We start from the raw sequence: 13,262 nt of genomic DNA, 5'->3' as shown, positions 1-13,262 counted from the left end.
CAACCGGTAACGGCAGATGCCCGAGCCGGCAGCGCGCCCGCCATCATAGGTCTGACCCCGCAACCCATACCGCCAGCAAGATCGTGGCGAGTCGAACCGGCAACGGCAGCAGGCCAGCAGAACCGCAGGCCCCACCACGAAACCACCACCCGGGGAAACCCTGTGCGGCTCTGCCCCTGCCGGCCAGGCAGCCCGCTTTCTTTGCCTACTTTCTTTTCGGGGAAAAGAAAGTAGGTCGCTCCGGGGGAGCGAAAGCCTTTGACTTTGAAGTTCGGCAGCCGACTTTGACTTTGAAGCCGAAGCGCCAAAACCCAAAGCCCCCTAACCTACCTCAGTCCCGCTCAGACCGCCGCCTCATCCTGCTCGCCGGTGCGGATGCGGATCACGCGCTCGATCTCGGTCACGAAAATCTTCCCGTCGCCGATCTTGCCGGTATGGGCGGCCTTGACGATGGCGTCCAGCACGGTGTCGAGCTGGTTCTCGGCCACCACGACCTCGATCTTGATCTTGGGCAGGAAATCGACCACGTACTCGGCACCGCGGTACAGCTCGGTATGCCCTTTCTGGCGGCCAAAACCCTTCACCTCGGTAACCGTCAGCCCGGTGACGCCCACGTCTGCCAGCGCCTCGCGCACTTCGTCCAGCTTGAACGGTTTGATGATGGCGGTAATCTGCTTCATGTTGGCCCCTTGTCTTCTCGTTGATTAGTGAAAGATTCTAGCCTGCGGCATGGCGGCGGGATGTTGGCTGCCGCACCGCGGCAAGCCGGCCAGCCCCGGGCCACGCCGGTCTGCCGCGCTGCAGCACCCGTCCGTTTCCGGTAGACTCGGCCGGCAGCCAACGGTGAGTGAATCAAGCGCAATGCAGTCGGAATCTTGCAAGCCCGGACCGGACCATCCCGCCGAAAACGCGCCAGGGACGGCTTCGGCACAAGATGGACACAAACCCAGGCGGACGGTGGATTATCGCACGCTGATCGTTTCGGATCTGTCTGAGGTCCCGGCGGCCGCGTGGGACAGCCTGGTGGCGGCCCAGCCCGGCGCCACGCCGTTCCTGCGCCACGCGTTCCTGCATGCCCTGCACGCCAGCGGCAGCGCCTGCGACGAGACCGGCTGGAGCCCGCGCTACCTGACCCTGTGGGCGCAGCAGGAAGACGGCGGCGACAGCCTGGCCGCCGCCATGCCGCTGTACGCCAAATCGCATTCCTACGGGGAATATGTGTTCGACTGGGCCTGGGCCGACGCCTACGCCCAGCACCGCCTGCCCTACTACCCCAAATTGCTGTGCGCGATCCCGTTCACCCCGGTGCAGGGCGCGCGCCTGCTGGCGCGCGGCGAAGACGAGCGCCGGCTGCTGCTGCGGGCCGCGCTGGCGGTGGCCGAGCAGAGCGAGCTGTCCTCGCTGCACGTGCTGTTCCCGGACGAGCACGAAGCCGCGCTGATGGACAGCGCCGGCCTGCTGATGCGGCACGGCGTGCAGTTCCACTGGACCAACCCCGGCTATGAGAGCTTCGAGGCCTTCCTGGCCACGCTGTCGCAGAAAAAGCGCAAGAACATCCGCGCCGAGCGCCGCCGCGTGGCCGAAGCGGGAATCGGCTTTCGCCAGCTGCGCGGGCCGCAGATCGACGAAGAAGCCTGGCGCTTCTTCCATCGCTGCTACCGCCAGACCTACCGCGAACATCACTCCACGCCCTACCTGAACCTGGATTTCTTCCTGCGCATCGGCGCGGCGATGCCCGAGAACCTGCTGCTGGTGGTGGCCGAGCGCGAGGGCAAGCCGATTGCCGCCTCGCTGGTGGTATACGACGCCGATCCGGCCCGCAGCACGCTGTTCGGGCGCTACTGGGGCGCGCTGGAGCACCATCCCTGCCTGCATTTCGAGACCGCCTACTACCAGCCGCTGGAATTCTGCATCGCCGAAGGCATCCGCACCTTCGAGGGCGGCGCCCAGGGCGAGCACAAGATGGCGCGCGGCTTCCTGCCGGTGGCGACGCGCTCGGCCCACTGGCTCGCGCACCCGGCCTTCGCCGACGCGGTGGAGCGCTTCCTGGAGCGCGAGCGCCAGGGCATCGACGCCTATCTCGACGAACTCAACGACCGCACGCCGTTCGCGCGCGCGCCGGGCGCCGGCGGCGCCTGAAGCGCCCGCGCCGGTACGCTAGCGCGCCATGCGCCCGCGCCGGCGCCACATGCGGCGCAGCGTGTCGTCGCCGAGCATGTAGTGGTGGAACAGCGCCGCCAGCGCATGCAGGCCGATCACCGTATAAAACGCCGTGCCGAGGGTTTCGTGGATGGACTTCAGCGTGTCCTTGAGGGCCGGGTCCGGGGCCACCAGCGCCGGCACTTCCAGCCCCAGTGCCGGCAGCGCCAGCAGGTGGCCGGCGGCATTGACCGTCAGCAGTCCCAGCAGCGGCTGGGCCAGGATGAACAGGTACAACGCCAGGTGCATGGCGCCGCCCGCCAGCCGCATCCAGCGCGGGCCGGGCTCGGGCGCCGGGGCGCCGCCCAGCAGGCGCCACAGCAGGCGCGGCACGGCCAGCGCCAGCACCAGCACGCCGGCCCACTCATGCACGGCCATGGCGGCGAAGCGGGCCGCGCTGCCGCGCGCGGTAAAGCCCTTGAGCTCCATCGCCGCATAGGCTGCGGCGACCAGCAGGAAGACCGCCCAGTGGAAAAACACGGCCGCGCCGGAATAGCGCCGGGCCAGGGCATCGGTGGGGGAGATCGCGCTCATGGGGACAGGGCTCCGTGTGCTATGTGCCCGGAGCTTAACCCCGGGCCACGGCGCCGGACTTGGCCCCGGTCAAGTGCCCGGCGACAAAAAACCCGCCGGAGGCGGGTCGGGATCCGGCGGCGCCGCGCATGTCCGCCAGGGATCACACGCGGGCGGCCGCTTGCTGCGGCGTGGCGCTTACTTCTTGTAGTTCGCCACGCCGTCGGTGATTTCCTTGTGGGCTTCCTCGATGCCGGCCCAGCCTTCGACCTTGACCCACTTGCCCGCTTCGAGCGCCTTGTAGTTCTCAAAGAAGTGCTTGATCTGGTCCAGCAGGTTCTGCGGCACGTCCGACAGGCCCTTCATGAAGGCGGTGGCCGGCGACAGCTTGTCCAGCGGCACGGCCACCAGCTTGGCATCCACGCCGGATTCGTCGGTCATCTTCAGCATGCCCAGCGCGCGGCAGCGCACCACCGCGCCGGCCAGGATCGGGAACGGCGACAGCACCAGCACGTCGACGGGGTCGCCGTCGCCCGACAGGGTCTGGGGAATGAAGCCGTAGTTGGCCGGATAGCGCATGCCGGTGCCGATGAAACGGTCGACGAAGAGCAGGCCGGTTTCCTTGTCGGCTTCGTACTTCACCGGATCGCTCTGGGCCGAGATCTCGATGATGACGTTGAAATCGTTGGGGATGTCCTTGCCCGGGGAGACGAGGTTGAAGCTCATGCGAGTTCTCCAGATGCCTGTGTTTGTGGATGGCGGGCATTATAGCGGTTCGAAGCTGACCCGGCCCTGACGATCACGTGCCGGGGCCTGCCGGGGTCCGTGCGCGCCGCGTGCGTTGCAGGCCGCGCGCGCTGGGTGATAATGCTGAATTGTCCGAACCACGCATCGACAGGCGCACTGCCAGCCGCACGGCGGCGGTCGCATCCAGCCGGAGCCCCATCAATGCATGCCCAGCATTTCGTTGCCAACCGCCTGATCGCGCCGGATTCCGGCATGCGCATCAAGGTCTTCGACCCCTCCAGCGGTGAGCCCTTCGCCGAGATCGCGCGCGGCAACGCCGTCGACGTCAACGTGGCCGTCCACGCCGCCCGCCAGGCCGCCGAAGGCGCCTGGGGCGCGATGGCGCCGGCCGAGCGCGTGCGCCTGCTCAACCGCGTGGCGCTGGTGCTGATCGAGCACGAGGCCGAGCTCGCCGCGCTGGAAGCGCGCGACACCGGCAAGCCGCTGCGCCAGGCCGCCGCCGACGCGCGCGCGGTGGCGCGCTACTTCGAGTTCTACGCCGGCGCGGTCGACAAGCTGCATGGCCAGACCATCCCCTACCAGCCCGGCTACACCGTGCTGACGGTGCGCGAGCCGCACGGCGTGACCGGCCACATCGTCCCGTGGAACTACCCGCTGCAGATCTTCGGGCGCAGCGTGGGCGCGGCGCTGGCCGCCGGCAACGCCTGCGTGGTCAAGCCGGCCGAGGACGCCTGCCTGTCGCTGCTGCGCGTGGCCGAGCTGGCCGCCGAGGCCGGCCTGCCGGAAGGCGCGCTCAACATCGTCACCGGCTACGGCCACGAGGCCGGCGCCGCGCTGGCGCGCCACCCCGGCATCAACCATATCTCGTTCACGGGCTCGCCCCAGACCGGCAGGCTGGTGGCGCAGATGGCGGCCGAGAACCACGTGCCGGTGACGCTGGAACTGGGCGGCAAGTCGCCCCAGATCGTGTTCGCCGACGCCGACCTCGACGCGCTGGTGCCGGTCATCGTCAACGGCATCGTGCAGAATGCCGGCCAGACCTGCTCGGCCGGCAGCCGCGTGCTGGTCGAGCGCGCGCTCTACGACACCGTGCTGGACCGCCTGGCCACGGTGTTCGAATCGCTGCGCGTGGGACCGTCGGAGCTGGACCTGGAATGCGGCCCGCTGATCAGCCGCAAGCAGCAGCAGCGCGTGTGGGACTTCGTCTCCGACGCGCAGCACGCCGGCATCGCCGCCATGGCGCAGGGCCAGATCGTGGCCGAGGCGCCGGAAGCCGGCTACTACCAGGTGCCGATGCTGTTCCGCGACGTGCCGCCCTCGCACCGGCTGGCGCAGGAAGAGGTGTTCGGCCCGCTGCTGGCCGCCATGCCGTTCGACACCGAGGCCGAGGCCATCGCCCTGGCCAACGGCACGCCCTACGGACTGGTGGCCGGCATCTGGACCCGCGACGGCGCGCGCCAGCTGCGGCTGGCGCACAAGCTGCGCGCGGGCCAGGTCTTCATCAACAACTATGGCGCCGGCGGCGGCGTCGAGCTGCCGTTCGGCGGCACCGGCCAGTCGGGCCACGGCCGCGAGAAGGGCTTCGAGGCCCTGTACGGATTCACCACACTGAAAACCATCGCCATACAACATGGGTAATATCAACTTCCTGTCGGTCGCCTTCGCCATCTTCTTTTTCTGGATGGCGTGGCACGTCAGAAACAAGCGCGCCACCAACCCGTCGGGCATGCCGCGCCTGCAAGTCTTCAAGCGCAAATGGGGCGAGGCCGTGGGCGACCGCGTGCACTGGTGCCTCTACGTGGCGCTGCCCTTCCTGCTCGCCGTGATGATGACGGCCAACGCGCTGCGCGGGCGCGGACCTTTCGCCCACTAGGAGGAGACAGGAGAAAGACACAACCGGTTTCCCGGCGCCGCGCGCGGCGCCATATCCAGCGGTATCGTGCAACCAGAGAGAGTAAATCCCAGAGGAGACAGCATGACTACGACCGCAGTACATCCCGGTGCCGCCGGCACCGCCTTCGAGGACGCCACCTACCGCAAGGTGAGCTGGCGCCTGGTGCCCTTCCTGCTGCTGTGCTACGTGGTGGCCTACCTGGACCGCGTCAACGTCGGCTTCGCCAAGCTGCAGATGCTCAACGACCTGAAGTTCAGCGAGACCATCTACGGGCTGGGCGCGGGCATCTTCTTCATCGGCTACTTCCTGTTCGAGGTGCCGAGCAACGTGATCCTGCACAAGGTGGGCGCGCGCATCTGGATCGCGCGCATCATGATCACCTGGGGCCTGATCTCGGCGGCGATGATGTTCGTCACCACGCCGACCATGTTCTACGTGCTGCGCTTCCTGCTCGGCATCGCGGAGGCCGGCTTCTTTCCCGGCATCATCCTCTACCTGACCTACTGGTACCCGGCGCACCGGCGCGGGCGCACCACCACCTTCTTCATGACCGCCATCGCGCTCTCGGGCGTGATCGGCGGCCCCCTGTCGGGCTGGGTGATGCAGGCCTTCGACGGCCACAACGGCTGGTCGGGCTGGCAGTGGATGTTCCTGATCGAAGGCGTGCCGTCGGTGGTGGTGGGGCTGATCGTGCTGGCCTACCTGGACGACCGCATCGTCCACGCCAAGTGGCTCAGCGACGACGAAAAGGCGGTGCTCCAGCGCAATATCGCCAGCGAGGACATGCACAAGGAGGACGCCCCGGTCGGCCAGGTGCTGACCAGCCCGCGCGTGTGGCTGATGAGCGCGATCTACTTCTCGTTCGTGATGGGGCTGTACGGCATCAGCTTCTGGCTGCCCACCATCATCAAGCAGACCGGCGTCAAGAGCACGCTCGACATCGGCCTGCTCACCGCCATTCCCTACGGCTGCGCGGTGATCGGCATGATCCTGGTGGCCTACAGCGCCGACCGCAACCGCGAGCGCCGCTGGCACATCGCCATCCCCGCCGTGGTGGGCGCTGTGGGACTGGTGCTGTCGGTGCACTGGCACGGCAATACCGTGCTGGCGCTGTTCGGGCTCACGCTCGGCACCATCGGCATCCTGACCACGCTGCCGCTGTTCTGGAGCCTGCCCACTGCCTTCCTCGCGGGTACCGGCGCGGCCGCCGGGATCGCGCTGATCAATTCGCTGGGCAACCTGGCCGGCTTCATCAGCCCCTACGCGGTGGGCTGGCTCAAGGACCTGACGCAAAGCACGGACTCGGGCATGTACCTGCTGGCCGCGTGCCTGGTGATCGGCGCGGCGCTGACCTTGTCGGTGCCGGCGAAGATGGTGAACAAGTAGGGTCGGGCTGCGGAGCATGCCCCGGGGTATGACTTCCGCCGGTTTGCTCCCCTCTCACGCCTGCGGGAGAGGGGCCGGGGGAGAGGGCGGGGGCTGGTGAGTGCCGCCGTGCCGGACAACACCATCGGCTTCGTTCCTTGCCGCCATGCTGGACCACACCGCTGGCTCCGCTCGATGTGGCTCCTAGTCAAACCGCCCCTCTCCCCGGCCCTCTCCCCGTGAGGGGAGAGGGAGGGCATCTTGCTTGGGCCAGATCTCGCGGTGTGGGCCCATTCGCCGGCTTCGTCGATCGCTCCGGAAGGATGGGCCCGTTCGCCGGCTTCGTCGATCGCCCGGGGCTTTGTCGCCCCCTGCCTCAGTTCCCCGCGTCCTCGCCCAGCATCTGCGCCACCGACCCTGCCGTTCCCGCCGCGCGCTCGCCCAGCAGGTGGTGCAGTGTGGTCAGCAGTTCATCCTCGTTGTACGGCTTGCCCAGGTACACGTTGACGCCGATCTCGGCGGCGTAGCGGCGGTGTTTCTCGGCCGTGCGCGAGGTGATCATCACCAGCGGCATGTGGGCGGTGCGGCTGTCGCCGCGCACGTTGCGGGTCAGGTCGAAGCCGTCCATGTGCGGCATCTCGATGTCGACCAGCATGGCGTCCGGCATGACGTCCTGCAGTTGCCGCAGCGCGTCCACGCCGTCGCGCGCCAGCACCACCTGGTAGCCGGCGCGGGTCAGCAGGCGGTGCGAGACCTTGCGCACCGTGAGCGAATCGTCCACCACCATGATGGTCGGCTGCGTGCCCAGGCCTTCCACCGGCAAGGCGCCGCCGCGGCCCAGCTCGGCCACCGCGCCCAGCGCCGGCTGCTGCGCTGCCTGCGCCAGGCCGGGCAGCGGCAGGCGCGGCGGCTCGCCGCGCTCGCGCACGAAGCGCTGCGCCAGCACCACCGGGTTGTAGATCAGCACGATCTCGCCGTCGCCCAGCGTGGTGGCGCCGGCGATGCCTTCGAGGCGCGCCAGGTGGGGGCCGATGTGCTTGACCACCACTTCGCGGTTGCCGATCACCTCGTCCACATGCACGGCGATGCGTTCGGCGCCGCTGCGCACCACCACGATGGGCGAATACTTGCGGCCCGCGGCGATGGCCGGCGTCTCTTCCAGCAGCGTGCCGAAGTAGTAGAACGGCACCTCGCCGCCGGCGGCGTCGAGACGGCCGCGGTTGTAGGCTTCGAGCAGGCCTTGCGAGCGCAGTTGCTGGACCTGGTCGATCATGCCGCTGGGGATGGCGAACTGGCGCCCGCCCAGCGTGACCAGCAGCACCTGCGTGATGGCCGTGGTCAGCGGCAGGTGCACGGTGAAGCGGGTGCCCTGCCCGGCCTGCGTGGCCAGCGCGATGCGCCCGCCCAGCGCCACGGTCTCGGCGCGCACCACGTCCATGCCGACGCCGCGTCCGGCCAGCTCGGAGACCGACTCCGCGGTGCTGAAGCCGGGCGCGAAGATCAGCTCGGTCAGGCGCGCCTCGCCGGCGTCGTCGTCGGCCGACAGCAGCTCGCGCTCGATGGCGCGCGCGCGGATGCGCGCCAGGTCCAGGCCGCCGCCGTCGTCGACGAAATGCAGCACCACCTCGTTGCCTTCCTGCTGCACTTCGAGCGTGAGCGCGCCGGTGGCCGGCTTGCCCGCCGCGCGGCGGGCCTCGGCCGGCTCGATGCCGTGCACGACCGCGTTGCGGATCAGATGTTCGATCGGGCCGGCCATGCGGTCCAGCACCGAGCGGTCGACTTCCACCGTGCCGCCCTTGATCAGCAGGCGCACTTCCTTGCCGGTCTCGCTGGCGGCCTGGCGCGCCACGCGGTACAGCCGCTCGGCCAGCGCGTCGAACTGCACCATGCGCGCCTGCATCAGGCTGCGCTGCAGGCCGCGCGTGAGGCGGGCCTGCGCGTCGAGGTCGCCGGTGGCGCGGTCGAAGCCGCGCTGCAGGTTCTGCTCGACCGTGGCCACGTCGTTGACCGACTCGGCCATCATGCGGGTCAGTTCCTGGAAGCGCGTGAAGCGGTCGAATTCGAGCGGATCGAAATCCGGCGCGTGCTGGGCGTCGGCGATGCGCGAGGCCATCTGCGATTCGGCCTGGATCTCGATCTCGCGCAGCTGGCCGCGCAGGCGCGCCACGTTGTCGTTGAGTTCGCCGAGATAGCTGCGCAGCGCATCGAGCTCGCTCTCCAGCCGCGCGCGCGTGGCGCCGACTTCGCCGGCGTCGGTGATCAGCGTGTCGAGCGTGCGGGCCTGCACGCGCACCAGCGCGCGCAGGCGCTCGCCGGTTTCCGCGAGGACCGGCACGGCGGCGGGCTGCAGCGTGCCCACGCCCACCGTGCTCAGCGGCGCCGCCGCGGCCACCGGCAGTTGCGATAGTTGCGATACTTGCGATAGCTGCGGAAGGGCCGGCGCTTCGGCCGGCGCCGCGGCGCCGTCCTGCGCGCCTTCCTGTGCATCCCCGGCGTTGATCAGCTCGGGGTCGTCCACCGGCAGCAGGCGGCCGCCCTGCAGCGCCTCGCCATGCGCGAGGATGCGGTCGTACCAGGCGTACAGGCGCGCGAACAGCGCGCCATCGACGCGGCCGCCGCGCACGGCGGCGTCGAGCAGCGTTTCCATCTCGTGCGCGGCCTGGCCCAGCGCCATCGCGCCGGCCATGCGCGCGCTGCCCTTGAGCGTATGCAGGGCACGCAGGATCAGGCCGGCGTGGCTGGCGTGCTGGCCGTCGCCGGCGGTAGCGGCGGCTTCCCAGCCGCGCAGCAGCTTGCCGAGTTCCGGCAGGCTGCCGTGGGCTTCCTCGAGGAAGATCTCGACCAGCACGGGATCGGGCGGCGGCTCGCCGGCAGGCGCCGTGCTTTCGTTCGCGGCTTCGGTGACGGGCGCCGCCGCGTACGCTGCGGCGGGCTCGAAGACGGGTTCGAATGCGGGCTCGAATGCGGGCGCGGCGAACGCGGCGGCATCGTCCTGCGCCACCCCGGCGAACAGCAGCGCTGCCGGCGGCTTGCCGAACAGCAGCGCGACCGGCGCGTCTTCCGCCTCCGGCGCCAGGCCGGCCGGCTCGGGCACGGCCAGGCGCGGGCGCACCATCGCGCGGTCGCCCAGCTCGGCCAGGCTGCGGCACAGCGCGTCGTCGGCGTCCGGCCAGATCCCGGCGGCAAACTGGTGCAGCATGCCGCGCACGCGTTCGACTGCCTGCTCCAGCAGGCGGAAATCGCCCGGATGCATGGCTACCGGATGCGAGCCCAGTTGCAGCATCAGGCGCTCCAGCGCCTCGGCGATCGCGCGCACCGGCTCCAGGCCCACCGTGGAGGCGCTGCCTTGCAGCGTATGCGCGACGCGCAGCGCCAGCTCGCTCGGGCACGGGCGCCCTTCGTGGCGCCACTCGGAAACATCGGTGGCGAACTGGCGCACCAGATCGTCGGCTTCCTGCAGGTAGACGTTGTAGAGCGGCAGGCTGATGCGGACCGGGCCGATCACCTTGAAATGGTCGTTCTGCTCGGCCGGCGTGCTGGCGAAGCGGAACGGGATGACCTTGGCGTCGGCGGCGCTGTCGCTGTCGTTGTCCGCCGAATCGGGCACCTCGGACGCTGCCTCGGGCGCCGGCTCGTGCGCCGCCTCGCTCGCGCCAGTGCCGGCCTCGGCGCAGGGCGGCTCGTCCGCGGCGAGGGAGCCTGCTTGCGGCACCGGCTCCGCCGCGAAGGCGTCCATCTCGGCCCGGGCGTCTTGCGGCGGCGCGTAGCCAGCGCCCGGGCCGGCGGCGGCCTCCTCGCCGGCACGCACCGACTGCGCCGCGGCCAGCAGGCCCGCGGTGTCGTGCGCGGCCAGCGGATCGCCGCGCAGCGCCGTCACCCAGGCTGCCAGTTCGCCGTGCGCGCGCAGCAGCAGGTCGGCCACCGCCTGCGACGGCCCGCGCGCCTCGGCGATCCACAGGTTCATCACCTGCTCGATGGCCCAGGCCGCTTCGCCGTAGCGGTGCAGTCCCACCATGCGGCTCGATCCCTTGAGCGTATGGAAAGCGCGCCGCAGGCGGCTGACGGTATCGGGATCGGTCAGCGCCGGCAGGCCGCCGCGCAGGTCGCCGGCGACCTCGCCGAGCACCTCATCCGCCTCGGTGAGGAAGATGTCCAGCAGCTCGGCGTCGATGGCGGCGCTGTCCGCCGCCGCCGGCGGCACCGGCGCGGCGGCGGGCGCGCTCGCCGCACTGGCCGGCAGCGAGTCCGCCAGCGCCACCACCAGGCGTTCGGCCGCGCCTTGCGAGCCGGCCAGCCAGGCATTGAGCTGGGTGGTGGCTTCGTCCGCCTGGCGGCGCAGGCTGGCGGCGTCGTCGATGGCCGCCTGCTCGCCGAGCGCCTGCAGCGCGGCGCGCAGCGCCTTGACCTCGGGCGCGTCGGCGGCCGCCGGCTGGCGCACCACCTCGCTGGCGGCCGCGCGCGCATTGGCGAGCAAGGCCGCGTGGGAAACCGCGCCGCTGTCCCTGCCATCCCCGCTCGGGCTGGGCGCGCCGGCGGCAGCGCCTTCCTGCGCGTCGGCGGCGGCGCTGCGGCCGAACGCCAGCGCGTCGATGAACGCATGCACGGTGCCGAGCTCGCCGGCGATCGCCGCCAGCCAGCCGGCGCGCTCGCCGTCGGCGTCGGCGATTCCGGCAACGCCGGCGGCATCCGGCTCGCCGTCCGGCGCGAGCGCGACGCGGGCGCCGGCCAGCAGTCCGAGCGACAGCGTGACGCGCTGCAGTGCCGCCGCCACGCCGAGCGCCTCGGCATGCAGCGTTTCCGGCAGCGCGCCGGCTTGCTGCAGTTGTTCCAGCGTGGCGCCCAGCGCGGCGAAGGCGCGGTCCGCATCGCGCAGGTGGGCGCCCGATTCGGGGCGCGCCGCGTCGCGGTCGTAGGCGTCGAGCCAGGATTCGCCGCTGTCGAGATGGCCGCGCAACTGCGCCACGGCGGCTTCGCGCAGCCGCTGCGCGCGCGCCTGCTCCACCATCTGGGCCAGCCAGCGCGGGGCCGCCGCCGCATTGCCTTGCCGGCGCGCGCCCAGATATGCCGCCAGTTCGTCGCAGCGCTGCGCGAAGCCGGCGGCCGCGGCATGGCCCGTGTTGCCGTGCACGCGCCACGGCAGCGCCAGCGCGCGGCCGAGGAACAGCGCGATGGCGCCGCTGCCGATGGCCTCGCCTTGCGCGCCCTCCTGCTGCGCGCCTTCCTGCTGCGGGCCGGACCGGGCGGCGGCGTCGAGGCAGCGCAGCAAGGCGGGCTGGGCCAGCGGCTGCGCGGCCTCGGCCAGCGCCGCGAGCGCGCCATGCCAGTCGCCGTGCTGCGGGTCGGCGGCGGCACGCTCCAGCGCCGCCGCGGCCTGCTGCAGGTTGCGCGTGTCGATGGGATCGAGCCAGCCGTAGTAGCGCACGCGGAAATCGGCGCGCGCCACGGCGTGCGCGGCATCGATGCGGAACGCCTGCAGGCATTCGCGGATGGCCGAGCGCAGCACCAGCACCGGCTGGCTTTCGGCCGTGCCGGCGGAGGCCGCCGCGCCGCCGCCGTTGGTGGTGACCAGCAGATAGACGGCGTCGTTGAGCAGCGCCTGCGGCACGCGCACCTGGCCTTGCAGGTACTGGCGCAGCAGCAGGTGGGCGCGCGCCGCCAGGCGCTTGGCGAGCAGGTCGGAGGGCAGCAGGCCGTGGGCCAGCGCGCCGAACACCAGCGCCAGCACGTGCCACACGCCGCGGTCCGGGTGGTCGGTGGCGCGGCGCAGTTCCTGCTCGCTGGCGCGCACGTCTTCGAGCGCGGACTCCAGCGGCAGGTAGGCTTCGCGCAGCAGGCTTTCGTCGTGGCACGGCACCGGCAGGCGCAGCGCCTTGAGCAGCGCTGCCTCGAAGCGCTGGCGCGCGCGCGTGACCGAGGAAGCCATGCGCATCGGCAGCAGGATGCCGGGCAGCATCTGCAGTTCGTCGACCCACAGGTCGGCGGGATGCACGCGGTCCTCGCCGAGGCGGCCGAGCACGTCGGCATAGGAGCGGAACAGGCGCACCGGGTCTTCGTCGTCGCCGGCCATCAGGTCGTCGACGTACTCGGCCAGCGCCTGCACGCCGAGGCGGAATACGCCCAGGGTCTGGGCGTCGGCCGGCACGGTGCCGGCGTCGATGGCGTCGAGCAGGCGGCCGAGCGCCTGGCAATACGGGTCCACTCCGCGCAGGCCGACGATGTGCACGGCGCCGGCGGCCTGGTGCAGCTGCTGGCCGGCCAGGCGCAGCGAGGTGGTGTCGCGCGCGCCGAGCGCCTCGGGCGCCTGCTGCACTTCGTCGACGTAGTGGCCCAGTTCGGCCGCGGCATCGTCCAGCGCGGCGCGCAGGCTGGGCGCCAGCCATGCCAGCATGGAAAGGTCGCGCGCCACCGGGCCGCCGGCGGCGTCGGCAGCATGCGGGGCGCCGGCAGGCTGGGCGGCCGGCGCCGGATCGGTACCGGCGGGCCCGCGCGGGGCCGGGAAATTCAATGACATGACTGCATCCAATGCGTCCAATGCGGTGGCGCC

Annotated in this window: 8 protein-coding genes; 4 read left to right on the top strand and 4 right to left on the bottom strand. The window is 71.0% G+C overall.

The annotated features are described in order from the left end of the window. Positions 1-341: 341 nt before the first annotated feature. Positions 342-680: a P-II family nitrogen regulator gene (glnK, locus tag ACKI2N_RS05460; protein WP_006162803.1), complete on the bottom strand. Its 339-nt coding sequence runs from the start codon at positions 678-680 to the stop codon at positions 342-344. Positions 681-861: 181 nt separating this feature from the next. Between glnK and ACKI2N_RS05455 the strand changes: the two genes are divergently transcribed. Continuing rightward, positions 862-2,139 (top strand): GNAT family N-acetyltransferase, encoded by a 1,278-nt coding sequence (locus tag ACKI2N_RS05455; protein WP_420995538.1) that lies wholly within the window; start codon positions 862-864, stop codon positions 2,137-2,139. Between the two features lie 18 nt (positions 2,140-2,157). Here ACKI2N_RS05455 and ACKI2N_RS05450 read toward each other — a convergent pair whose 3' ends face one another. Continuing rightward, positions 2,158-2,733, bottom strand: a complete 576-nt coding sequence (locus ACKI2N_RS05450) for a cytochrome b (RefSeq protein WP_420995537.1) — start codon at positions 2,731-2,733, stop codon at positions 2,158-2,160. Between the two features lie 177 nt (positions 2,734-2,910). Further along, positions 2,911-3,438 carry an inorganic diphosphatase gene (gene ppa / locus ACKI2N_RS05445; RefSeq protein WP_017228479.1) on the bottom strand — a complete coding sequence of 176 codons (528 nt, stop codon included), beginning with the start codon at positions 3,436-3,438 and terminating at the stop codon, positions 2,911-2,913. Positions 3,439-3,660: 222 nt separating this feature from the next. Between ppa and ACKI2N_RS05440 the strand changes: the two genes are divergently transcribed. The 3 genes from ACKI2N_RS05440 (at position 3,661) to ACKI2N_RS05430 (ending at position 6,739) form a co-directional block, all read left to right on the top strand. Beyond that, positions 3,661-5,097: an aldehyde dehydrogenase family protein gene (locus ACKI2N_RS05440; protein ID WP_420995536.1), complete on the top strand. Its 1,437-nt coding sequence runs from the start codon at positions 3,661-3,663 to the stop codon at positions 5,095-5,097. Then, positions 5,090-5,332 carry a hypothetical protein gene (locus ACKI2N_RS05435; RefSeq protein ID WP_420995535.1) on the top strand — a complete coding sequence of 81 codons (243 nt, stop codon included), beginning with the start codon at positions 5,090-5,092 and terminating at the stop codon, positions 5,330-5,332. The genes ACKI2N_RS05440 and ACKI2N_RS05435 overlap by 8 nt, the downstream gene beginning before the upstream one ends. A gap of 102 nt (positions 5,333-5,434) precedes the next feature. Beyond that, positions 5,435-6,739 (top strand): MFS transporter, encoded by a 1,305-nt coding sequence (locus ACKI2N_RS05430; protein WP_420995534.1) that lies wholly within the window; start codon positions 5,435-5,437, stop codon positions 6,737-6,739. Positions 6,740-7,094: 355 nt separating this feature from the next. Here the strand turns inward: ACKI2N_RS05430 and ACKI2N_RS05425 are convergent, their stop codons facing one another. Next, a complete protein-coding gene (locus tag ACKI2N_RS05425; RefSeq protein WP_420995533.1) occupies positions 7,095-13,229 on the bottom strand; it encodes an Hpt domain-containing protein in 6,135 nt (2,044 codons plus the stop codon). Between the last annotated feature and the right edge of the window lie 33 nt (positions 13,230-13,262).

The sequence above is a fragment of the Cupriavidus sp. 30B13 genome, from assembly GCF_049059565.2.
Taxonomy (GTDB): Bacteria; Pseudomonadota; Gammaproteobacteria; order Burkholderiales; family Burkholderiaceae; genus Cupriavidus.
The sequence above is the reverse complement of the archived record's forward strand: the minus strand, read 5'-3'. Positions and strand labels throughout refer to the sequence as shown.